Source organism: Robinsoniella sp. RHS (assembly GCF_001029355.1).
GTDB classification, from domain to species: domain Bacteria; phylum Bacillota; class Clostridia; order Lachnospirales; family Lachnospiraceae; genus Robinsoniella; species Robinsoniella peoriensis.
The window spans coordinates 153993-176287 of sequence record NZ_JNGB01000016.1; the positions used below are offsets into that span (position 1 = coordinate 153993).

At 40.9% G+C, this 22295-nt stretch carries 21 protein-coding genes; 7 read left to right on the top strand and 14 right to left on the bottom strand.

Features of this window, described 5'->3' with window-relative positions; all coding sequences use genetic code 11:
* Nucleotides 1–678 precede the first annotated feature (678 nt).
* A complete protein-coding gene (gene asnA / locus RHS_RS09110; RefSeq protein ID WP_027296848.1) occupies nucleotides 679–1689 on the top strand; it encodes an aspartate--ammonia ligase in 1011 nt (336 codons plus the stop codon).
* 99 nt (nucleotides 1690–1788) lie between these two features.
* On the opposite strand, the gene RHS_RS09115 is transcribed toward asnA, so the two are convergent.
* The 4 genes from RHS_RS09115 to RHS_RS09130 all read right to left on the bottom strand — a co-directional run bounded on the left by RHS_RS09115 (nucleotide 1789) and on the right by RHS_RS09130 (nucleotide 6609).
* Nucleotides 1789–3234 (bottom strand): aminoacyl-histidine dipeptidase, encoded by a 1446-nt coding sequence (locus RHS_RS09115; RefSeq protein WP_047832993.1) that lies wholly within the window; start codon nucleotides 3232–3234, stop codon nucleotides 1789–1791.
* 457 nt (nucleotides 3235–3691) lie between these two features.
* The gene (locus tag RHS_RS09120) at nucleotides 3692–5128 is read right to left on the bottom strand and encodes a M20/M25/M40 family metallo-hydrolase (protein WP_047832994.1); all 1437 of its coding nucleotides are present in this window, start codon (nucleotides 5126–5128) and stop codon (nucleotides 3692–3694) included.
* 50 nt (nucleotides 5129–5178) lie between these two features.
* Complete coding sequence (locus RHS_RS09125; RefSeq protein WP_044289769.1) at nucleotides 5179–5859, bottom strand: hypothetical protein; 681 nt, start codon at nucleotides 5857–5859, stop codon at nucleotides 5179–5181.
* Between the two features lie 12 nt (nucleotides 5860–5871).
* Nucleotides 5872–6609, bottom strand: coding sequence for a DUF5058 family protein (locus tag RHS_RS09130; protein WP_027296844.1), 738 nt, complete (start codon nucleotides 6607–6609; stop codon nucleotides 5872–5874).
* 401 nt (nucleotides 6610–7010) lie between these two features.
* On the opposite strand from RHS_RS09130, the gene RHS_RS09135 reads away from it, so the two are divergent.
* The gene (locus tag RHS_RS09135; protein ID WP_047832995.1) at nucleotides 7011–7664 is read left to right on the top strand and encodes a DsbA family protein; all 654 of its coding nucleotides are present in this window, start codon (nucleotides 7011–7013) and stop codon (nucleotides 7662–7664) included.
* Between the two features lie 107 nt (nucleotides 7665–7771).
* Here the strand turns inward: RHS_RS09135 and RHS_RS09140 are convergent, their stop codons facing one another.
* The 5 genes from RHS_RS09140 to RHS_RS09160 all read right to left on the bottom strand — a co-directional run bounded on the left by RHS_RS09140 (nucleotide 7772) and on the right by RHS_RS09160 (nucleotide 12637).
* Complete coding sequence (locus tag RHS_RS09140) at nucleotides 7772–8986, bottom strand: LL-diaminopimelate aminotransferase (RefSeq protein ID WP_047832996.1); 1215 nt, start codon at nucleotides 8984–8986, stop codon at nucleotides 7772–7774.
* Nucleotides 8987–9085: 99 nt separating this feature from the next.
* Entirely contained in the window at nucleotides 9086–9943 is an 858-nt protein-coding gene (gene dapF, locus RHS_RS09145; RefSeq protein ID WP_047832997.1) for a diaminopimelate epimerase, read from the bottom strand.
* A 224-nt stretch (nucleotides 9944–10167) separates the two neighbouring features.
* Nucleotides 10168–11040 (bottom strand): polysaccharide deacetylase family protein, encoded by an 873-nt coding sequence (locus RHS_RS09150; protein WP_081820433.1) that lies wholly within the window; start codon nucleotides 11038–11040, stop codon nucleotides 10168–10170.
* Nucleotides 11041–11174: 134 nt separating this feature from the next.
* A complete protein-coding gene (locus tag RHS_RS09155) occupies nucleotides 11175–11918 on the bottom strand; it encodes an ABC transporter permease (protein ID WP_047832998.1) in 744 nt (247 codons plus the stop codon).
* The gene (locus RHS_RS09160) at nucleotides 11915–12637 is read right to left on the bottom strand and encodes an ABC transporter ATP-binding protein (protein WP_047832999.1); all 723 of its coding nucleotides are present in this window, start codon (nucleotides 12635–12637) and stop codon (nucleotides 11915–11917) included. The genes RHS_RS09155 and RHS_RS09160 overlap by 4 nt, the downstream gene beginning before the upstream one ends.
* A 224-nt stretch (nucleotides 12638–12861) precedes the next feature.
* On the opposite strand from RHS_RS09160, the gene RHS_RS09165 reads away from it, so the two are divergent.
* Nucleotides 12862–13755, top strand: coding sequence for an RNA polymerase sigma factor (locus RHS_RS09165; protein ID WP_081820432.1), 894 nt, complete (start codon nucleotides 12862–12864; stop codon nucleotides 13753–13755).
* 267 nt (nucleotides 13756–14022) lie between these two features.
* On the opposite strand, the gene RHS_RS09170 is transcribed toward RHS_RS09165, so the two are convergent.
* On the bottom strand, nucleotides 14023–15114 hold the full coding sequence (locus RHS_RS09170; RefSeq protein ID WP_047833000.1) for a serine hydrolase: 1092 nt from the start codon (nucleotides 15112–15114) through the stop codon (nucleotides 14023–14025).
* Nucleotides 15115–15321: 207 nt separating this feature from the next.
* Between RHS_RS09170 and RHS_RS09175 the strand changes: the two genes are divergently transcribed.
* A complete protein-coding gene (locus RHS_RS09175) occupies nucleotides 15322–16086 on the top strand; it encodes an SDR family NAD(P)-dependent oxidoreductase (protein WP_047833001.1) in 765 nt (254 codons plus the stop codon).
* Nucleotides 16087–16233: 147 nt separating this feature from the next.
* Here the strand turns inward: RHS_RS09175 and nadC are convergent, their stop codons facing one another.
* The 3 genes from nadC to nadA are packed head-to-tail and all read right to left on the bottom strand — an operon-like array spanning nucleotide 16234 to nucleotide 19193.
* The gene (nadC, locus tag RHS_RS09180) at nucleotides 16234–17085 is read right to left on the bottom strand and encodes a carboxylating nicotinate-nucleotide diphosphorylase (RefSeq protein ID WP_047833002.1); all 852 of its coding nucleotides are present in this window, start codon (nucleotides 17083–17085) and stop codon (nucleotides 16234–16236) included.
* The gene (locus RHS_RS09185; RefSeq protein WP_047833003.1) at nucleotides 17082–18266 is read right to left on the bottom strand and encodes an L-aspartate oxidase; all 1185 of its coding nucleotides are present in this window, start codon (nucleotides 18264–18266) and stop codon (nucleotides 17082–17084) included. Before RHS_RS09185 ends, nadC begins: the two co-directional genes overlap by 4 nt.
* 18 nt (nucleotides 18267–18284) lie before the next feature.
* Entirely contained in the window at nucleotides 18285–19193 is a 909-nt protein-coding gene (gene nadA / locus RHS_RS09190) for a quinolinate synthase NadA (protein WP_047833004.1), read from the bottom strand.
* 222 nt (nucleotides 19194–19415) lie between these two features.
* On the opposite strand from nadA, the gene RHS_RS09195 reads away from it, so the two are divergent.
* Genes RHS_RS09195 through RHS_RS09205 form a run of 3 tightly spaced genes read left to right on the top strand, consistent with a single transcriptional unit; the run spans nucleotide 19416 to nucleotide 21306 of the window.
* On the top strand, nucleotides 19416–19787 hold the full coding sequence (locus tag RHS_RS09195) for a GntR family transcriptional regulator (RefSeq protein ID WP_242849195.1): 372 nt from the start codon (nucleotides 19416–19418) through the stop codon (nucleotides 19785–19787).
* Nucleotides 19784–20656, top strand: a complete 873-nt coding sequence (locus RHS_RS09200) for an ABC transporter ATP-binding protein (RefSeq protein ID WP_047833005.1) — start codon at nucleotides 19784–19786, stop codon at nucleotides 20654–20656. The genes RHS_RS09195 and RHS_RS09200 overlap by 4 nt, the downstream gene beginning before the upstream one ends.
* The gene (locus tag RHS_RS09205; RefSeq protein ID WP_027296833.1) at nucleotides 20656–21306 is read left to right on the top strand and encodes a hypothetical protein; all 651 of its coding nucleotides are present in this window, start codon (nucleotides 20656–20658) and stop codon (nucleotides 21304–21306) included. The genes RHS_RS09200 and RHS_RS09205 overlap by 1 nt, the downstream gene beginning before the upstream one ends.
* A gap of 80 nt (nucleotides 21307–21386) precedes the next feature.
* On the opposite strand, the gene RHS_RS09210 is transcribed toward RHS_RS09205, so the two are convergent.
* Entirely contained in the window at nucleotides 21387–22274 is an 888-nt protein-coding gene (locus RHS_RS09210) for an alpha/beta hydrolase (protein WP_395021886.1), read from the bottom strand.
* Between the last annotated feature and the right edge of the window lie 21 nt (nucleotides 22275–22295).

Below are 22295 nucleotides of genomic sequence, written 5' to 3' on the forward strand. Positions count from 1 at the left end.
GTAGCGGGGTATTTGACTGAAAAACTGCCGCAAGGGGTCAAGAAACACAGACTCAGCCTGTAATTCCCATTCGCACCTTTACGACAGTTTTTTTAATTGTTATTCGACGTCAGTTGTAGTTCGAAAGCTTTCCCGGAACTGTTATCCTTTGCAGCCACGCAAAAAGTCCCGGAATACTTTCGTATTCCGGGACGGGATTATCATAATTCCCGCGGTACCACCCGCGTTACAGATACAGCAATTGCAATACCTGTCTCTCTCATACACTTAACGCGTGCTACGTACTGACCTACTGTGATAAGCTGTAAAATACTACTTATCCTTCAACCAGTCTGCTCCAGAGTGTTCCCTATTTGTTCTTTCCCTTAAACAGCGCTCTCAGTCGGTGACGCCGTATTCCTGTCAAGTTTCAGTAACAAGAGTCTCTTTCAATGCATTTGCTTTATTAATGACAGATTCTATCACAGATTATTTAGGATTGCAAGGGGTTTTTAAAAAATATTTTATTTATCGTCTTTTATCAACAACCTCCAAAATCTATTTACAAACACCCACGTTTTATGATAACATGAAACCATTGTTTTAACATCTGTCAACAGTTCATCCTTCTTTTGTCTGGCGGCATACCAGTCCGTCTTCGGAAGAAACACAATATTATCTTTAAAGGAGATGTCACAAATGGAACAATTAATGATACCAGAAGGTTACAAATCCCAGTTGAACCTGCACGATACACAGATCGGGATCAAAACAGTTAAAGATTTCTTTCAGCAGTCTCTTGCACAGCGCCTGAATCTGCTGCGTGTGTCCGCACCTCTTTTTGTTACTCCGGATTCCGGTCTGAATGATAATTTAAACGGTGTAGAGCGTCCGGTCAGCTTTGGCATTAAAGAACAGGGCGATGCCCCAGCTGAAATTGTACACTCTCTCGCTAAATGGAAACGATATGCATTGAAAAAATACGGTTTTTCTCATGGAGAAGGCCTGTATACGGATATGAGTGCTATCCGTCGTGATGAAGATACCGATAACATCCATTCCATCTATGTTGATCAATGGGATTGGGAGAAAATCATTACAAAAGAAGAACGAAATGAGGAGACTCTGAAAGAAGTTGTGCGCACTGTTTATAAGTCTCTTAAAAAAACAGAGAAATATATGGCAATTCAGTATGATTACATCGAAGAAATCCTCCCAAAAGAAATTTTCTTCATTACTTCCCAGGAATTAGAGGATATGTATCCGGACTGTGTTCCAAAGGAACGTGAATACAATATTGCTAAATTAAAAGGTGCCGTATTTATTATGCAGATCGGCGGTATTCTTGCTTCCGGTGAAAAACATGACGGCCGAGCACCGGATTATGACGACTGGTCCTTAAACGGTGATATCATTGTCTACTATCCGGTACTTGATATTGCTCTTGAACTGTCTTCCATGGGTATCCGCGTGGACGAAGATGCTTTACAAAAACAGCTGGAAATTGCCGGCTGCCCGGATCGTGCAGAAATGCCTTTCCAAAAAGCAATTATGAATCAGGAACTTCCATACACAATCGGCGGCGGTATCGGGCAGTCCCGCATCTGTATGTTCTATCTCAGAAAAGCACATATCGGTGAAGTGCAGGCTTCCCTGTGGCCTGAAAGCGTAATGCAGAAAGCCCGGGATAATGACATAGACCTGCTGTAATATTCCGGTTTTCCATACGGCAGGCAAATGCAAAAAAGGAACGTCAGCAAGAGGGTATCACTACTCCCCTGCTGACGTTCCTTTTCTATCTTTACTCTATTATTTTCTCTTTAAAACTTCCACCAGATACTCCCAGACTCTCCTGGTAGAGGAGATGCTGAGTTTCTCATCCGTAGTATGAACATGTACCATATCCGGTCCAATGGACACACAATCCAGACCTTCGATTTTACCGGATAAAAGTCCGCATTCCAGCCCGGCATGAATCGCCTGCGGAATCATATCTTTGCCATACATATCTTGATAAACGGAAAGCATCTTATCTCTTAAAGGAGATTCTAATTTATATTCCCATGCAGGGTAGTCTCCCTCCTGTGAATAAGATCCACCCGCCATTGCACAGAGCCCGGTTATCCTGTCAATCAGATAATCTTTAGATGTCTGCACGGAACTTCTGACTGCTCCTGCTGCTTTAAATTCATTTTCTTCCAGCTTCATAACACCCAGATTCACTGAAGTTTCTACCAGACCTTTAATTGATGCACTCATAGCCTGTACACCATTTGGAACTGCAATCAGATATGTGGCTATCCGGTCAAATGCATCTTTGGTAAGGCAGTCCTTTACCGCGGATTCCTTCTTCTCCATCTTCACTTTCGCATCCGGATCTTTTACAGCCAGTTCATGCTGCATTGCCCCTTCAAATTTTTCAACTGCTGCTTCAAAGTTCGCTGCATCTGCTTCACTTATCAATACTACTGCTTTCGCTGCTTTAGGAATTGCATTATCCTTTTCTCCGCCTTCCAGAGAAACCAGGGAAACCGGCACTTCTTTCGCTGTCTGATATAAGAGTCTTCCCATCAGACAGTTTGCATTTCCTCTTTCTTTATGAATCTCAATTCCGGAATGCCCTCCAAGAAGTCCGGTCATCGAAATTTCATAAGTGATTCCTTCCCGCTTTTCTCTTGCAACAGGTATGGTGCATCTTAAACTGCAGCCGCCTGCACAACTGGTAAGCAGAAAACCTTCCTCTTCAGAATCAATATTGATCAGCTGCTTTCCTTTCAGCATAGATAAATCAATACCCTTTGCACCATCCAGGCCAACTTCCTCATCCACGGTGAGTATAGCCTCTAATCTGGGGTGCTCTAACGAATCAGAATCCATCAGTGCCAGCGCAAATGCAACTGCAATTCCATCATCACCACCAAGAGACGTATTCTTAGCATAAATAAAATCTCCATCTATGCCTAATGATAAACCGTCTTTTTCCATATCAATATCACTGTCTGGTGTTTTTACGGCAACCATATCCATATGTCCCTGAATAATTACTGGTTTTTCCTGCTCATAACCTTTCGCAGCTTCCTTAATAATGATTACATTCTTAAGTTCATCCTGGTAATATTCCAGGTTTCTATCTTTTGCAAATTTTACAAGGTATGCGCTGATTTGCTCCACATTTCCTGATCCATGAGGGATACTGCAGATCTCCTCAAAAAATTTAAAAACTGAATTTGGTTCCAGATTACTTAATACACCCATTGTTCTGCTCCTTTTTCTCTATATATTTTTTATGTTATCCACTTGTAAATTGAATTTATAGATTGGCTTTATTAGAAAAATCAAAAACGTAACGCCAATAATATGATTATAACTTTTTAATGAGAGATTTTCAAGAATAAATATCTTCCACGTTTGGTTTCATTTAGTTGACACACCATTTGTCCTGTCATTTATACACAGTAATAAATTGCATAAAAATCATTGACATTTTGATCAAACTATTTATAGACTCATACAAAGTAACTATGTATCCATAGGATACACAAACCCCCACGGAATGGTGCTCCGCGGGGGTTTTTTGTTTAGCTGTCTTTCTTGTCTTTACTTAGCCACCTGCAAATATAATAAGCGGCTATACTTACAATTATTGAAATCACAAATGTAACTGTCAGCAAGTATTACTATTCACAACTACTTTGTAATCGCCTTATACCGTTTAAGATTTCTGAATAATTGCCTTATAAAAGTCAACGCCTTTTGGCAGAACATTCATACTAATGTTTTCATTCAGCCCATGAATACTTTCATATTGCTGTTTGGTAATGGACAGGGGTGCAAACCGAATACAATCGGCACAGATATCTTTATAATATTTTGCATCTGTACCACCTGTCATAATATATGGGCTGACGCCGATACCCGGGAACAGTTCGTGTATGGTCTGTTCTACTTTTGCAAACTGTTCTCCTTTATAGTTTACTACCGGGCAGGGGTAGTCTTTATAGATGACACTGGTCTCCAGATTATATGCTTTTGCCTTCTCTGAAATTAATGCGATACTCTCATCTGTTGGCTGATGAGGAATAAAGCGAAGATTAGCTGTTACATATGCTTCCTGAGGAAGAACATTTAAGCCCTCGGAACCTTTTCCGGTAGTAAATGCTATCGTTGTCTGGAGCATTGCCGCGCCTGCCGGGCTGATCATGGGCATGACTTTTTTTAATACCGGCTTGAATAGCCAGAGATTTGCAAATATCACTTTCATTCCAAAGCTCATATTAGGGGTCAGCCTGCGAAACATTTCAAGTACTGTCTGGCTAAATTCCACACGGAACGGATGATGTTTTTCCACATCATTAATAAATGCCGCAAGTCTCGCCCACGGTGAATTTTTGCCGGGTGCACTTGCGTGCCCTCCGGTTCCTTTCGCCGTAAACTTAACATCCCCGTATCCTTTTTCTAAAACACCTACCATTGCGTAAGTGCCCTTCACTCCGGGTATGGGCTCTGACATGATCATTCCGCCTTCATCGATCAGAAGTCCAAGTTTTACTCCTTTTTCTTTTAAGTATTTCACAGTTAACGGGGCACCTTCTCCGCTGAATTCTTCTGTACAGCTGCTGGCAAGATATACATCACATTGAGGCTTGTATCCCTCTTTGAGCAATTCCTCTACTGCTGTTAACAGACAAAACAGGCTGCCTTTTGTGTCTACCGTCCCTCTGCCCCATATATTTTCACCTACAATTTCACCGCTAAAAGGAGGATGTTCCCATGTTCCGTTTGCCTCCACTACGTCCTGATGGCTCATCAGTAAAATTGGATCCCCTTTACCTTTTCCACTCCATTTAAATAACAGGCTTCCGTTAAAAACATGTTTTTCACAGTCTTTATGAATATTCGGAAATAACTCTTCCAATACTTTATGAAAATCATAAAATTTTGTTTTATCATCCTCAAATCTGCTGGACACCGTTTCACATTGAATCATTCTGGATAACCGCTCTCCATATTGTCTGGAACGTTTTGGATCTCCTTTTTCGATTGTTGCGTTCAAAGCTTCCGTAGGTTTCATCATACATGCCCTGATTAAGACGATTGCTGCCAGCAAAACAATAATCAGCACAATTGCTAATACGATCCATTTCAACATTATTAAATCCTTCTTTCCTTTTTCGTTCTTTGTTTTTTGTTCTTTCCGGTTTACAACATATTTTTACGATAAAGCAAATATCCGATGCCAAGTGCCATACCGCCTGCAGGAATTAACAGAAGACTGGTCTGGGGAATCGCAGCCGGAACAATTACGCACAACAGTGTCATTGTAAGCAGAGGTATAAATGCGATTTTCAAGCTCTTAATAAAATACTTCAAACCAAGTGCGCCGAACAATGCCGGAACTACCGTGTCAAATGCAGGTGTCAGCACCGGATTCTGCAATACCGGAGTTAACGGTACCAGTAAAAGTACACCTATAAATATAACCAGCATGGTCACCAATGCACTCACAGAAATACTGATAGTAGAAATAATTTCGTTTTCCACTGTCCCAACTTCTGTCTTTGCAATATCCCTGCTGTTCATGGCGCAGGGAATTTTCAAATTCGTAACATTTCCCGTAAGGAATGTCAGATAACTGCCGCCGGTTCCAAGCATGGGAGCATATACCAGAAATTCCACGATAGCTACAGGAATGTAAATAATCCCAACCTTAATGATGCCTTTTAAAAATCCGGACATATCCGGCATTACCCCATAGAGCAGACCCATTAAAAGGGGTGCTCCTATCAGTAAAACGATTGCCACTCCCAGCGTAATTCTGCCTAACATATGCAATTGCTGATTAAATTTTTGTAAATATACTTCTTTTGCATTCTGATCCATAACTCTGCCTCCTTATGCCAATTTCATTAATACAGCTGCAATCATGCCCACCAGCATACTGGTAGCCACACTGAAATTATCCAGCCATGCCATTTGTTTCTTCTGGGTAAAATACTCAAATATTGCCATTACCACAGCAGATATTCCGGCCACTGCTAACGGCAGATAATTCCCTGAGGATGTAAAAGTTCCCACATAGGATCCTATGTATGCACTGCATAGCCCAATAAACATCGCTATTGTGGCATATGCCCCAAATCCAGGCTTACCGGTCTTTTTCTGTGTCGTAGTTTTTTGTACCTTTCCCAGATATTTCTTCAGTCCAAAGATACAGCAGATTACTCCACCCAGAATTCCCACCGTCATAACCAGTGCGATGGTGCTAAAAGCCTGCACCGACATCTCGCTTACTTTAAGTCCTGTAAGACCGATACTGGTGGCTGAAATCTCCGCAACGTTCAATTCATACTGCAGGGCACCGATTACGGATAGCCTAAGCCAGGAAAACGGAACTCCCAGTGTTCCGCTAAGTGCAATTACACCTAATAATATGCTGATACTTGGCAGTACGGTAAACGTGGCACTGGATGTAATTGCTCTTTTTAATACTTTTTTATCCATACCTATGGCAATGCCTGCACGGTAGCTTTTTACCAAAAATACCACACACATTACTACGATAAACAAAAGTACCCCGCCTACGATCAAATAGAACGGTAATGCATTAACTTGTGACAAATACTCTCCCATAAATAAATCTCCTCTCTTTTTTCGGGTTTATACAGAAAACTTAATACCATTTTACTTCATATTCAGTAAAAAAGGAAGTAAAATTGCTTGTTTGAATAGTTCCTATTTCCCCGAATATTGCTTGTTCTATTCCTTGAGTTATACTATAATACCAGAGTGAACAATTTCTTGAATTTGGGTTTAAGTGATTATGGGACGCTTTGTAGATAGTACGATGTACTGAAAAATGGGAGTGGAAACTTGTATGAACTCCGTCAGCTGGCTACAGAACTGGTTTTCTCAGCAGGATGTTGACCCCTGGCTGTGTCCGGCGGTTCGTTTTTGGAGGCAGCAGAGTGTAATTAATTGCAAATAACTGAAAATGTTTTAAATTCTGAAACAGAAAATCGAAAGGAAAAAAAATGAGTCTGAAAATTAAAGTATTTTTTGATTTTGTATGCCCATTCTGTTACCTGGAATTTTTTTCTCTGAAACAGGCTGCAAATGGACTGGATGTAACATTTGAAAGGATTCCTCATGAACTGCGCCGTCCGCCATCTCCAATGGCTGACCCCATGCATGATGAAGCCCGCTTAAAAAGATTTGATGAAGTTTTGCTCCCGGCGGCCAGGGAACTTGGGTTGACAATGCAGCTTCCCAGACTTTCTCCGCATCCTTATTCTACGAATACGTTTTTAGGTCTGCTTTACTGCGAAGATCATGGTGTTGGACAGGAATATACGGAAAAAGTATTTACAACCTTTTATGAAGATGAAAAAGATATCGGCGACCTGAATGTATTAGGTGCCATCGCAAAAGAGCTGGAACTAAACGAAAAAGAATTTCTGGAAGAGATCACTTCTAAATCGCAGCTTGCACGGCTCGATGAGCTCAATGCCCTATCAGAAGAATATGACATAACCAGTATTCCGGTAATTTATATAGGGGATACACGTCTGCCTGGTTACCATACACCGGAGGTATACGCACAGGCAATTGCAGATGCTTTATTACAGCAGGAAACTACATCTGTTTCCGGAATGAGCTGCGGTATAGACGGGCACTGCGGATTTTAAAAACAGCCCGGAATCCTTGATGTGGACCCATAAAAGCAGAAGCGTCTGATATTCATCAGTCTGCTTTGGAGATCCTATCAGGATTTCGGACTGTTTTTTAATTGTTATTACATTTTCTTAATTCTATCAATAGCAGCAACCGTATTTTCGTAACTGCCAAATGCAGTAAGACGAAAATATCCTTCACCGCTTGGTCCAAATCCGGAACCCGGTGTTCCAACCACATTTGCCTTTTCAAGCAGATAATCAAAGAATTCCCAGGAAGTCATACCCTTAGGAGTCTGCAGCCAGATATATGGTGCATTTACACCGCCGGATACGGTATAACCGGCATCCTTCAGGCCATCAAAGATTACTTTTGCATTGTTCATATAATAGGATACCTGTTGCTTTAACTGCTCCTTCCCCTGAGGCGTATACACAGCTTCTCCGGCTTTTTGAATAATATAAGGTGCACCGTTATATTTTGTGCCGTGGCGCCTTGCCCATAGTGAATGAAGGGATACATCTCCGGCTTTTAATTCTTTTGGAATAACCGTGAATCCAAGTCGTGTCCCGGTAAATCCCGCATTTTTCGAAAAGCTGCGAAGTTCAATTGCGCAGGTTCTGGCTCCAACACATTCGTAAATGGAATGTGGTACATTTTCTTCAGATATATATGCTTCATAAGCCGCATCGTAGATAATTACGGCGCCTTCTTTATTGGCATAATCTACCCAGACCTGTAATTGATCCTTTGTAATCGTAGAACCCGTTGGATTATTTGGGAAACAAAGATAGATAATATCCGGTCTCTCCTTTGGAAGTTCGGGTGCGAAATTATTTTCAGCTGTACATGGCATATAGATTACATCACTCCATGTCTCGGTTCCGGCATTATACGTTCCGGTTCTTCCCGCCATTACATTTGTGTCCACATAAACCGGATAGACCGGGTCACATACAGCAATTTTATTATCAACACTAAATATTTCCTGAATATTACCTGAATCACACTTTGCACCGTCAGAGATGAAGATTTCATCGGCTGCAATGCTGCATCCTCTGTCTTCATAATCATTTCTGGCAATGGCACTTCTTAAAAATTCATATCCAAGATCCGGAGCATAGCCGTGAAACGTTCTTGCATCGGACATTTCATCCACTGCATCATGCAGGGCTGTAATGATCGCCGGCGCCAGTGGCTGAGTAACATCTCCAATTCCAAGTCGTATAATATTTTTATCCGGATTTGCTTCTGTAAATGCAGCAACTTTTTTGCCTATCGTCGAAAACAAATAACTTCCCGGTAATTTTAAATAATTATCATTGATTTTAAACATAGCGGCCTCCTCGCTTATAACATGCTTGTTTCGTGCTTGTTTCGTGTTTATCTTATACCTATGCTTCGTCTATTTTTCCAGAGCATGTTTGAAAATTGCTTACTGACAGCTGTGCGACTCATCCGGCAAAGTTATCTCGCCGTCGAATACTACGGTAGCAGAACCAGTCATATATACACGGTCTGCTTTTCGGTCCCACTCAATCTTTAAGTCTCCGCCTAACAGTTTTACGGTTACCTCATCCTCTGTATAACCATTTAAAATAGATGCCACTGCTACGGCACAGGCACCCGTACCACAGGCAAGCGTTTCTCCCGAACCTCTTTCCCATACACGCATTTCGGCGGTATGTCTGTCTATAATCCGAACAAATTCCGTATTTACACGATCCGGAAAACAGGGATGATTTTCAAAGCCCGGACCGATTTCTTCTATCTTCAGTCCCTGCACATCGTCTACATAGACAATCGTATGTGGATTTCCCATAGAAACCGCTGTCATATGATACGTTTTTCCATCTACGGTAACGGGCTCGTCCACTACTTTATCCTTCTGGGAAATAACAGGTATTTTACCGGATTCCAGTATTGGCGCACCCATGTCTACTTTTACATAAGCCACCTTACCCTGTTCTACCGTAAGATGCAGATATTTAATTCCGCTTTTTGTTTCTATACTGATCTCTGTCTGATCGGTCAAACCATAATCATACACATATTTCGCCACACACCGGATTCCATTTCCGCACATTGCACCCTGGGAGCCGTCTGCGTTATACATGTCCATCATAAAGTCTGCCCTCTTAGAAGGTTTGATTAATATTAACCCGTCTGAGCCAATTCCAAAGTGTCTGTCACTAACAAATACCGCTGTCCTTCCCGGGTCTGCAACTTGTTCCTCAAAGCAGTTTACATACACATAATCATTGCCGATTCCGTGCATCTTTGTAAATTTCATCATATCCCTCCTCGCTTAAATATGGTATTTACGGTGATAAGTATAGCATGATATATTTGAAACCTCAATATTTTTATTCCATTTTAATCTCCCTGCTGCCATTTATGGCACCTGAAAAGTATGCAGATTCAGCTATATGACAATACCTGTGACAGTCATGATTTAACCGGCAGCAAGCCGGACAGCCTCAATACATCTGAGACTGTCCGGCTTACGGTTTCTGATCACTGCCCGCTGCTGGTCTGGGTTTTGGAATTGTTCTGAATATCATCACTGATCTGCTTTCCTGCCTGATCCATATGGTATTTATCCTGATAAATCAACTGGGATATCGGTACGATCTCGTATCCCTTATCCTGAAGACCGGTAATGACGGTATCCAGAGCCTGTGCTGTATATTTTGCGCCATTATGCATAAGAATAATAGCACCCTTATCCAATGCTTTATTCTGGGTGACAGTCTGGATGATATTTTCCACACCGTAATCTTTCCAATCTAAGCTGTCCACGCTCCATTGTATCGGGAAATAACCACAGGCATAAGCATCTTTTATAACATGATTATCGTAGTCTCCATACGGCGGACGAAACAGATTCATTTCAATTCCGGTCAGAGCTTTCACCTTGTCATGTACCTTCATAATTTCCTGTTTGCACTGTTCATCACTCAGCTGGCTCATATTTTTGTGGTTTTCACTGTGATTTCCAAGATCATGGCCCGCTGCTGCAATTCGTTTTACGTCATCCGGGAAAGCCTCAACCCATCCACCGGTCATGAAAAATGTAACATGTACGTTATGTTTTGCCAGAATATCCAGTATCTCCTGTGTATCTTCATTTCCCCAGGCCGCATCAAAAGACAGTGCCACCTGGTTCTTCTGGGTATCTACACAGTAAATCGGAAGTTCCCTGTTTCCTACCGTACTGCTCCCTGCCGTCTGAAGGGTAATTCCCCCAAAGCTGTAAATTCCCCCCATTACCAGAACAGCGCACAAGAGCAGAATGCCGATTCCTCTGTATTGATGGAATTTAGTCTCTTTATCCGGGCCCGGCTCTGATTCTCTGACAACATTCTGGTTTGATTGTTTCTCACTCATATGCCACTCCTAAATATCGGTTCTGGTTATAGTATATGAGACACAATTTAAGAATATAATGAGAATTTCGACATACAAGCTATCTGTTTTTGCCAGTTTGAATTTTCGTGGATAGTCATCTACTCATAAATAGACTATTCCCATCGGAATTTCTTTATGGAAATGATAATTCCTGCCGCCGCTACCGTTATCATTATAATACTGGGAACTAAAATTTCTGTTTTCCCGGTCCCCATTGAGAACCCTTTCAGTAATTTAATCCCCTGGGTCAAAGGTAGAATGTTTGCCGCTTTCTGCAATGCCTGGGGCAGTATCTCATAAGGAATTGTAGCTCCTGAGAGAAATAGCATAGGGAAATAAATCAGTGTACATACCAGATTTGCCACCTTAAGGGTCCGGCAAAGACTGGCCAGCATCATTCCCAGGGCATACATGGAAATCAGAACCAGAATATAGGCAAATAGAAAACCTATCTTTGACCCCCTCATCCGATATCCGAACACAAACTTCATCACCAGTAAAATAGCCGTGGCTGAAACAAGTGAATTAAGGAAATTAATAGCTACCTGTACCATTAAAAGCAGCATCGGGCTGACCGGTGTGACAAAAAAATGTTTCAATATCTTCTTGTCACGGTAATCCGAAAGCCCAAGCGGAATTCCCATAAATGCAGTTGCGCAGATTCCTACCGTAATAAGTGCCGGAAAGGATGCCTCCAGGAAAGTATACGCAGCCCCTTCATAAGCAGGCTTATCCCCACAGATAAAACCAATTAGTATCGCAATTCCAACCGGCATAAAGATACCAAAGAAGATTCCGTCTATTCCCCTGACTGCAATCTTCCCCTCAATTTTCAACAGTGTTAAAAATCGTTTCATTTAACTACCTCCTCTCCCATATACCAAAGATAAGCATCCTCCAGTGAATCACAAGGACTTTTTTCAATCACGGTTTTCACAGGACCGCACTCCACTTTTTTTCCTTCTTTTATGATGCAGATATTGTCGCAAAGCGCTTCTACCTCATCCATGTAGTGGGAAGTCAGAAATATCGTCACTCCCACTTTCTTCAGTTTCACCAGCTGATTCCAGACTTCTCTTCTTGCCAGGGTATCCAATCCGGTTGTCAGTTCATCTAAAAAGATCACATCCGGCTTGGGGAGCAGAGCTAATAAAACTGACAGCTTCTGTTTTTCCCCTCCGGACAACGTGGATACATACTGGGCTTTGCATTTTGAAAGTCCAAACTGTTCCAGAAGTTCATGATAATTACCAGGATTCTTATATAACACTGCATTCTCCTCACATAGCTCACCAACCTTAATCTTATCCTGATATGAGGTATGCTGCAGCTGTACACCCACCCGTTCGAATAATACTTTCCGCTTCTTTACCGGATCCATTCCCAAAATATGAACCTCACCTTTTGAATAAGATTTCAGTCCCAGCATACAATCTATGGTGGTACTTTTCCCTGCTCCATTGTGTCCCAGCAATCCGAAGACCTCACCTTTGCCTACTGAAAATGAAAGATCTTTCACAGCAGTTTTTCCTCCAAAGTGTTTCTCTAAATGCCTTACTTCAATTACATTTCCCATCGTTTCTCCTTTCTGTTGCACCACTTTTCCCTATTGCAAATACTATACTTTTACAATAGTTTTCCTGTTGCAAAGGTAAGGATATATGCTCCTGTAAGGGGAGAGTCAAGTCTTATTTACAACTGAACCGTAACCGTTTTTCTACTTTCGTACAGCCTTTGTCTGTGCTATACTATTGCTATCAGACAGTTACCTGTCCCAAATAAACTACAACGGAGAAAACTATGGAAAACACAACCAAAAATTTGTATCATGATAATTCTGATACAGACTACACCAATGATGAGTGGAACGAATTCGTTGATCTGGCTGTATCCGGTGACAGATCCGCTATGGAAACCCTCCTTGTTTCTATACAGGATTTAATCTTTAATCTGTCTCTGAGAATGCTTGGAACAATACCGGATGCTGAAGATGCCGTTCAGGAAATTACCATCCGGATCATGACCCACTTAGAGACTTTTCGCAAAGAAAGCTCCTTTACCACCTGGGCTTTTCGCATTGCTGTAAACCATTTAAAAAATTACAAAAAAAGTATGTTTGCAAAGAGACCTCTCAGCTTTGAATTCTATGGATATGATATTAAAAACGGTGCAGCAAACGATATCCCTGACCCGGCTCAAAATGTTGAGCAGCCATTGTTAGAGCAGGAACTAAAATTATCCTGTACCAATGTCATGCTGCAGTGCCTGGATCCGGACAGCCGCTGCATATTCATTCTGGGAACCATGTTTAAAGCGGACAGCAAAATAGCAGGCGAAATACTGAATATCACCCCTGAGGCATATCGCCAGAGACTCTCCCGCATCCGGAAAAAGATGGCTGCATTTCTGGATGAGTATTGTGAACTTGGGAAACAGGGCTTTTGCCGCTGCCGCAAACGTATCCCTTACGCAATGGAAACCCACCGTCTGAATCCGCAAAACCTGGAATACTCATCACTGGAAGTTCTCCCTGAAGAACTCCTGATCAGCTGTAAAAATGCAATGGAACAAATAGACGATCTCTCTCTTGCATTTTCCAGCATGCCCCAATACCGGACACCGGAAAATGCGAGAACATTTTTTATGAATCTGCTAAAGACGGATTGTTATGCAAAAATAGAAAAGGTGAACTAATATACAATTACTTTTTTTCGAATAAATAAATTTCCTGGAGATTAGATGTGAATACACTTTATAAAATAAGAAATGCTGAAAGAAACAATTTGAAATCAATCTTCCAACAGAAACCATGATAAATCTGCTGAAAAAAAGTTTCTTCAAATGCCGCGTACTGCAAAACAGAACATCCGCCCAATCTTATACGATCCCAAGAGAAGATCTGCTGGTTATGATTCACACCAATGTGATTACTTATATTGTACAGAAGCTTTAGTTGCTATTTCATGCATGATAATAATTATGATAAATTTCCGTTTGCATAGCTCTGTGCATTTTCCACACATCACAATTTTGATTCGATAGTATACTTAGAGTAAGATCTGCTTTCGGGTAATAGGAAAACATCGCCGATACACCTTCATTGATTCCTTCTTTATAAATGCAGAAAATATCATCCTTAATTTCAAGAAACTCGAAAGCATACCCCATTCTAACTCTTGCATCTGCCACTTCATTCCACTGGGACTTTCTTGTGAAATCACAGTGGGGTTCCAACAACATTTTTGAAAATTCATGGGACATAAGGGTATTTGCTTTGATACTTCTTATAAATCGGTCCAGGTCTTCTACTGTTGTATATGCCCCGCTGTCAGCAGCTCCAATGGGCGGATAGCTGTAAATATTTTTTTTAAATCCACTCCATATCTCATCACCTGATTCTGTTTTCCGAAACACATCCCCATAACCTTCCGCTGTGTTTTCACATATTTCATCCATTGCACAGAACCTTGTATTCTTCATCCCTGCTTTCTCAAAAATGTTCTTCTCTACATATTCCCTATAATTCATATGGGTAATATTCTCAATTGCAAGACCTAACAAAATGAATGCACAATTATTGTATCTTACATTTGTACCTGCTTTGAAAAAGGGGTCTTTAAAAGCAAAATTCTTAAGGAAATCACGGCAATTGCGGATAGCGTAATTGGGACTTTCTATAAATAACAGGGAATAATCTTCTCCTGCCTCCTCATCTGCATCGTCTGCGATTCCCGAAGTATGGTTTAACAGATGTTCAATGCGGACATCTTCAGGGATTTTAGTTCCTGTCAGATCTACGAGATCGCGAATCCTGCTGTCTAACATCAGGAATCCCTTATCAGCCAGCTGCAGAATTGCTGCAGCTGTAAATGTCTTCGTCACAGATGCCGTATCAAATCTGGTATCTAATCTGTTCTTTATTTTATAAGCCTGATTGGCACACCCATATGCAGCGGAAAATAATACTTCATCTGAGGATTTCAGCATACAGGCCCCACTAAAGTGGTATTTTTCTGCATATTCATCGGTAAGTTTTTGAAATATTTCTTTCATGAGTAATCCCCTTCTTTTTATTAGTAAGTTACAGTATTTCATTATACTTGAAATTCTACCTGCCTTCTATTGTTTTTTACAAAATAGGATACAATAACTTATATTGTTGGGAAATGTCTACCTTTTATCCATTGACATATGGGAAGTTTCGCGCTATGATATAATTAATAACAATAATTATTACTATTTTTAGAAAGGGAATTTTATATGAAACGTTTAGAAAATAAAACCGCTATCATTACAGGCGGTAATTCAGGAATTGGGGAAGCTGCGGCACTGCTTTTTGCTGCTGAAGGAGCAAATGTTGTAATCACTGCCCGAAGGAAAGAGCAATTAGACGCTGTAGCAGAAAAAATCAGACAGGCAGGAGGTTCTGTACTTTCTATTCCCAGCGATATCTCGAACCCGGAAAGTTTCCTTGCCTTAGTCCGGGAAACTCTGGATAAATTCGGTAATATCGACATTCTTGTCAATAATGCTGGCGTCTTAGATTCTGGTCTGCTTCCGGTAGACCGGGTTCAGGATGATGAGCTGGACCGTGTCATCAATATTAATGCCAAAGGTACCATCCAATGCATTCGAACTGTATTAAATGTTATGTTGAAACATAAATCCGGTTCTATTGTGAATGTCGCTTCCATTGCAGGCGTTAATGGCGGAGGCGGTGCTGCCTATGTTGCTTCAAAAGCTGCTATCCTGGGCATCACCAGACATACTGCTCTTCGGTGTGCATCAGAAGGTATCCGATGCAATGCTCTTTGTCCCGGGTCTGTAGCCACACCTATGGGTGCCAGTGCCGCAAATTCCACCTTAGACATGGATATGCTCGGCGCTATGGCAAAACATACAGATATGAAGCTTCCTGTCTGCCAGCCACAGGACGTAGCGAATGCAATTCTTTTTCTAGCCAGCGACGAGTCAAGGGCTATTACCGGACAGGAAATTGTAATCGATTTCGGCACCAGCCTCTAAATTTATCAGATATACGTTTTACCTTATGGACTACTAGAGTGTATCGTAATGATTGATCAATAAATTTTTAAACAGATGCTGACAAAACCTCAGGGAACATAGTAGATATGCTTCCTGCGGTTTTCTTATTAAACAGTATTTATCTTATTAAACAGCATGAAGATTTTTTAATGACACATCCAGAATAGGAGCTGAATGGGTCAGGGCGCCGCTTGATACATAGTCAACACCAACATCAATGATGTTTTTAATATTTTCTTTGGTGACATTTCCGGAACATTCGGTTTCTGCTCGGCCGTCTACCATTTCCACTGCTCTTTTCATGGTTTCCGGAGTCATGTTATCCAGCATAATAATGTCAGCACCTGCTTCTAGCGCTTCTTTTAACATCTCCAGATTTTCCACTTCCACTTCGATCTTTCTTACAAACGGTGCGTATTCTTTTGCCATTTGAATTGCTTCTTTTACTCCGCCTGCTGCTCCGATATGATTATCTTTGATCAGGATTCCATCCGAGAGATTATAACGATGATTATATCCTCCGCCTACCTTTACCGCATATTTTTCAAAAATACGCATATTTGGAGTTGTCTTGCGGGTATCCAGTAATTTTGTCTTACTGCCCTTTAGCAGATCTGCAACATTTCTTGTATACGTTGCAATTCCACTCATGCGCTGTAAATAATTTAAAGCTGTTCTCTCCCCTGATAGCAACACCCGGATATCTCCGGTAACGACTGCTAAAAGGTCCCCATTTTTAACCTTGTCACCATCTTTAAAAAACTTTTCTACCGTAACCTTATCATCTAATAACTCAAATACTCTGGTGAACACATCCAGACCTGCAATTACTCCATCCTGTTTACAGATAAGATCTGCTCTCCCTGGTTTACTCTCACGCATAACAGCATTTGTGGTGATATCTTCGCTGGTAATATCTTCACGCAATGCCTGCATGATAAGATTGTCTACATTTAATTTGGTTGTAATCTGATTCATGATATCATTTTCTCCTTTGATCGATTGCTCAATATATCCTTTGCAGCACGTTTTGCGAAAACAAGGCTTTCTAAAAGTGAATTACTGGCAAGGCGGTTCTTCCCGTGGACTCCGTTACAGCTGGTTTCTCCTACGGCATATAAATGCTCCATTGAAGTACGGCTATCCAGATCCACATCAATTCCTCCCATAAAATAATGCTGTGCCGGTACAACCGGTATACATTCTTTTGTAACATCAAAGCCTTCATCCAGACAGTGCTGGTAAATATTTGGAAAACGCCTGGTAACATCTATTCCCTGTATGGTCTGCATTGATAACATTACATAAGGGGTATCATCCTTTTCCATCTGCTTATAGATTTCCTTTGTAAGCAAATCTCTGGGCAGCAGTTCATTAACAAAACGCTCCCCTGCTTTATTATACAATACTGCCCCCTCACCCCGGACAGATTCTGAGATTAAAAATCTTCTGCCCGGTTTGGTAGAATACAGTGTTGTAGGGTGAATCTGTATGTAATCTAAATTCTTAAGACGAATATCATGCTTCCCTGCAATGGTAAGTGCATCTCCCGTTAGATGGGGATAATTTGTTGAATGCTGATAGCGTCCCCCGATTCCTCCGCAGGCAAGTACAATATCATGTGCCATAACCGTGGTCTCCTGCCCGTTTTCCAATTTTATTATAACACCATAACAATCATTATTGTGACTTAAAATATCTGTCATGGCTGTATGTTCCATTATGGTAATGTTCTCTTTATCCAGAACCTGTTTTAACAGCTTTCCTGTTATTTCTTTTCCGGTTACATCTTCATGGTACAAAATCCTTGGAGTGGAATGGGCACCTTCGCGGGTATAGCGAAGCTCTCCCTCTTCTGATTCAAATTCCACGCCATACCGCAGTAAATCAGATATGATTTCCCTGGAAGAACGGATCATGACTTCTACCGATTCTTTGGTATTTTCATAATGCCCAGCTTTCATGGTGTCTTCAAAATAACTCTCAAAATCATTTTCATTTTTCAGAACACAGATTCCGCCCTGTGCCAAAAAAGAATCGCTCTCTTCTAATCCGGCCTTTGTAATCATCAGAATCTCCAGATATTCCGGCAGATTCAATGCATTAAATAATCCGGCTACTCCGGTTCCAATAATGATTACATCATAATTTTTTTTCATAATACTCCATCTTCTTCCTTACTTCGCAAGCTCCAGCATCTTCTTCAATGGTGCATGCGCCTGGTTTATAAATGTTTCTTCTAACTCAATTAAAGGGGCTCCGGTTTCCATTGCCTGGATCATATTATCTAATGTTATTTTTTTCATATCCGGGCAGCACTGTGTTTCATTTACAAGATAAAACTTCTTTTCCGGATTCCTGTGCTGCAGTTCATATAACACACCCTTTTCTGTTACAATGATAAATTCTGACGCATCATCTTTGGAAGCGTATTCGATAATACCGGATGTACTTCCTGCATAATCAGCCATCGCGGTAACCAAAGCCTGACACTCAGGATGAACCAGAATTTTTGCTTTTGGGTGGGCTGCTTTTGCTTCCTTGATTTCCTCTTCGGTGATTCTTGCATGAACCGGACAATAACCATCGTTTAATATTATATTCTTATCGGGCACCTGAGAGGCTACATAAGTTCCAAGATGCTGATCCGGTATAAAGAAAATATTCTTATTTGGCAATGCTCTGACAATTTTTAATGCATTGGATGAAGTTACACATACATCGGAATGAACCTTAAGTTCCGCCGTAGAATTCACATAACAGACAACTGCCACATCCTCGTATTTTCTGCGGATTTCTTCTATTTTACGGGCATCAGCCATATGTGCCATGGGACAGTCAGCCTGCATATCCGGCATTAAAACTTTTTTATCCGGATTTAAAATCTTTGCGCTCTCTCCCATAAAGCGGACACCGCAAAGTACCAGCACTTTTTCTTTTATCTTGGTGGCAATTTCACTCAGATAATAAGAATCTCCTACATAGTCTGCAATTTCCTGAACCTCATCATTTACATAATAGTGTGCGAGGATCACAGCATCTTTTTCCTTTTTTAATTCCTGGATTCTTAATTGCTTCTCGTTCATCTTGACCTCCCTTTTGTATATGTTTCGATGAATTAGTATACCACAAAACTTTACAGGTGACAAGACAGTTGTCATAACTTTTTGGGGCAGCCTGTAAAAGAGGATATAATACAAGTAATACCTACCTCCCTTAAACAAAAGATTTTTGAATATTACAATTGACTTTAAACCGTGTCTATGGTATAGTCACAGTAAGAACGGAGGCGATTACGATTGAATATTATGATCTCACCTATTTCTGAAATTCCGATTTATGAGCAGATAAGGGAACAGGTAACGGAGCAGATCTTAAGTGGTAGAATTCCACCAGGTACCCAGCTTCCCTCCATCCGTATGCTGGCAAAGGAATGCAAAATCGGAATCATTACGGTGAAACGGGCTTATGAAGAGCTTTGTAAATCCGGAATAGCCGTCAGTATTAATGGAAAAGGCGTCTACGCCGCAGAACTGGATGCCTCTTTCATTAAAAATTCCTATCGTATGCAGCTGAAAGAGCAGCTGAAAGACGTTTATCACTACGCAAAAACAATCAGTTTTAGTAACGAAGATTTTATGAATCTGGTTCGGGAACTTGTAGAGGAGGAATCTATATGACATCATCCGCACTTATTTTAAATGACCTTGAAGTTCGCTTTTATGAAAATGATTTTAAATTATCGGACATCAATCTGGAGATAAAAACTGGTACTATTACCGGCCTGATCGGCAGAAATGGTGCCGGTAAAACTACTTTACTGAAAGCAATCATGGGACTTCAAAAATACCAAAAAGGGACCATCACTTATTTTGAAACTGACAAAAGCCTTAAGAATCCCCTAATCAAGGAGCGGCTTAGCTTTACCTCAAATGCCCTCGCTTATAACCCGCGGTTTTCTCCGGATCAGATCGCAAATGCAGTTGCACCCTTTTATAAGAATTTCAAATATGATTTGTTTGAAAAATATTTAGATCTGTTTCATTTGAATGAGGATCAGAGACTGGCAAACTTCTCCACAGGTATGCAGCGGAAATTTCAGGTCTTGCTGACTATTAGCTGTAATCCTGATTTACTGATACTGGATGAACCTACAGCAAACCTGGATACCGTGTCTAAGGATGATATTTTAGATATGGTGATGGATTTTATGCAGGATGAGGAGAAATCCATTCTTTTCTCCACCAATCTGACTGTGGATGTGGAACGGATTGCAGACTATGTTGTTTTTATGGAAAAAGGCAGAATTATATTTGCAGAGGAAAAAGATACACTACTGGAACAATACCAGCTATTCCACTGTCCAACGGAATGTATGACACCGGAATTCAAAAAAAATATTGTGGGTATGAAAGAAACCGCTTTTGGATATGAAGGTTTGATATCATCCAGCCATTCCGATATTGCCGGAACGAATACAGATGAAATACGATTTGTAAGAGCGGGATTCGATGATTTTATGAGATATTTTTCAGAGGAGGGTGCGTAATGGTAAAGGATATTTTAGCCTATCAGAAAATGGAGCGGGTTGCAGATGTGGGGCATACGCAAATTTTATCCTATATTTTGGTATGTTTTCTACTGGCGCAGACATTTTTCTTTGGAAATGGAGTTTTCTCCCTTACTTTATGGGTATTTATATATACAATACAGAAACTGAGAAGAGTTTACTTCGAGGAGCATTCCATTATGCGGTACGCTCCGCTGCATCAAAAAAGTATTGTACAAAACTTGCTGATTAAGGGCTATTTGTATATTTTACTTACATGTATATTTGACCAAACAGTTTTTACATTTGATTATCTAATATACATGTATTCACAGAGTTCACTGCCCGGTTTGATCAGTTCCTTACTCTTTTATTACTTTTCCTTTATTTTTGCCTGGTATGTTGCACTGATGATACTAACGATAGATAATAAGATTGTTCGCTACACACTTTTTATTGGTGAGGTAATATGTCTAATCATTGCCGTTACAGTAATTTATCCTACCCTTCACCAAAAATCCGGAGACTTAATTCTATTAATAGCCCAGTCTCCTTACTTTTACATTTACCCAATTATTACAGGCATTCTGGCGATTGGTACATCGGCTGCTGCCATCTGGCTTTTTACTTCAAAAATATATCAGACGTAAGTTATGTCTGACAGACCCTTTATCGTAGAGGTCCACAAGCAAATACACCCAGCTTGTGGACCATTTTAATTTCTATGCTTTTACTTAATATACTTTTTGGCAAATTTATCAACTGCATCCCAATAAGTCTTGCTGTCGGTTTTTCTGGCTTCACCGTGAGCTGCTCCGGGTATCACAAGCTTTTCTTTTTCACATACTGCTGCTTCATAAAGCTTATCCAGCATTGCAAAGGGTACAAAGGTATCCTGATCACCATGAATAAACATCGTTGGGGTATGGCTCTTTGCTACCTGCTTTACTGCACTTGCTTCTCCTAAAAAATATCCGGCACGGATTTTAACTACCAGAGAGGACACATTCAGTACCGGGAATGGAGGCAGCCCAAACATTTCATTTAGCTGGTGATCAAACTCATCCCAGACGGAAGTGTAACCACAGTCTTCCACCACTGCTTTTACCTGGGCGGGAAGATCTTCTTCTCCGGATGTCATCATCACCGTTGCCGCTCCCATAGAAACTCCCATCAGAAGTATCTGTGCATCTTCCTCTTCCGATATGATGGTATTCATCCATTTAATGATATCTCTTCTCTCCGGCCAGCCCATACCGATTAATTTTCCTTCACTCTGTCCATGGGCTCTGGCATCCGGTATTAAGACATTATAATTATTTTCATAGAAATGTTTTCCATAAATGGCCATATCAGCTGCTTCGCCCTTGTAGCCATGGCAGAGAACGACGTATTTGTTGGAAGGCTTTTTTGCATCTACTTTATATGCATGAAGCTTTAAGGAATCATCACTGGTCATCCAGACATCCTCGGCTTCCCCGGAAAGCCAGGATCCGGCAGCATCCTTTTCATCATCATCCGGCGTTTTTTCCATCTCATCATCAGATTCAACTCCATTGGTAACGCTGGGATTTAAGGCATAATCGCAAAAATAATTGCCTATGAATCCAAGAACCACTACTATCACCAGTACAAGAAC

Coding starts and splice junctions, on each gene's coding strand:
- RHS_RS09200 (WP_047833005.1), top strand. CDS start 19,784: ATGACATCATCCGCACTTATTTTAAATGACCTTGAAGTTCGCTTTTAT.
- nadA (WP_047833004.1), bottom strand. CDS start 19,193: ATGAACGAGAAGCAATTAAGAATCCAGGAATTAAAAAAGGAAAAAGAT.
- RHS_RS09185 (WP_047833003.1), bottom strand. CDS start 18,266: ATGAAAAAAAATTATGATGTAATCATTATTGGAACCGGAGTAGCCGGA.
- RHS_RS09170 (WP_047833000.1), bottom strand. CDS start 15,114: ATGAAAGAAATATTTCAAAAACTTACCGATGAATATGCAGAAAAATAC.
- RHS_RS09135 (WP_047832995.1), top strand. CDS start 7,011: ATGAGTCTGAAAATTAAAGTATTTTTTGATTTTGTATGCCCATTCTGT.
- RHS_RS09205 (WP_027296833.1), top strand. CDS start 20,656: ATGGTAAAGGATATTTTAGCCTATCAGAAAATGGAGCGGGTTGCAGAT.
- RHS_RS09165 (WP_081820432.1), top strand. CDS start 12,862: ATGGAAAACACAACCAAAAATTTGTATCATGATAATTCTGATACAGAC.
- nadC (WP_047833002.1), bottom strand. CDS start 17,085: ATGAATCAGATTACAACCAAATTAAATGTAGACAATCTTATCATGCAG.
- RHS_RS09150 (WP_081820433.1), bottom strand. CDS start 11,040: ATGAGTGAGAAACAATCAAACCAGAATGTTGTCAGAGAATCAGAGCCG.
- RHS_RS09175 (WP_047833001.1), top strand. CDS start 15,322: ATGAAACGTTTAGAAAATAAAACCGCTATCATTACAGGCGGTAATTCA.
- RHS_RS09120 (WP_047832994.1), bottom strand. CDS start 5,128: ATGTTGAAATGGATCGTATTAGCAATTGTGCTGATTATTGTTTTGCTG.
- RHS_RS09160 (WP_047832999.1), bottom strand. CDS start 12,637: ATGGGAAATGTAATTGAAGTAAGGCATTTAGAGAAACACTTTGGAGGA.
- asnA (WP_027296848.1), top strand. CDS start 679: ATGGAACAATTAATGATACCAGAAGGTTACAAATCCCAGTTGAACCTG.
- dapF (WP_047832997.1), bottom strand. CDS start 9,943: ATGAAATTTACAAAGATGCACGGAATCGGCAATGATTATGTGTATGTA.
- RHS_RS09195 (WP_242849195.1), top strand. CDS start 19,416: ATGATCTCACCTATTTCTGAAATTCCGATTTATGAGCAGATAAGGGAA.
- RHS_RS09125 (WP_044289769.1), bottom strand. CDS start 5,859: ATGGATCAGAATGCAAAAGAAGTATATTTACAAAAATTTAATCAGCAA.
- RHS_RS09130 (WP_027296844.1), bottom strand. CDS start 6,609: ATGGGAGAGTATTTGTCACAAGTTAATGCATTACCGTTCTATTTGATC.
- RHS_RS09155 (WP_047832998.1), bottom strand. CDS start 11,918: ATGAAACGATTTTTAACACTGTTGAAAATTGAGGGGAAGATTGCAGTC.
- RHS_RS09140 (WP_047832996.1), bottom strand. CDS start 8,986: ATGTTTAAAATCAATGATAATTATTTAAAATTACCGGGAAGTTATTTG.
- RHS_RS09115 (WP_047832993.1), bottom strand. CDS start 3,234: ATGGGTGTATTAAGTAATCTGGAACCAAATTCAGTTTTTAAATTTTTT.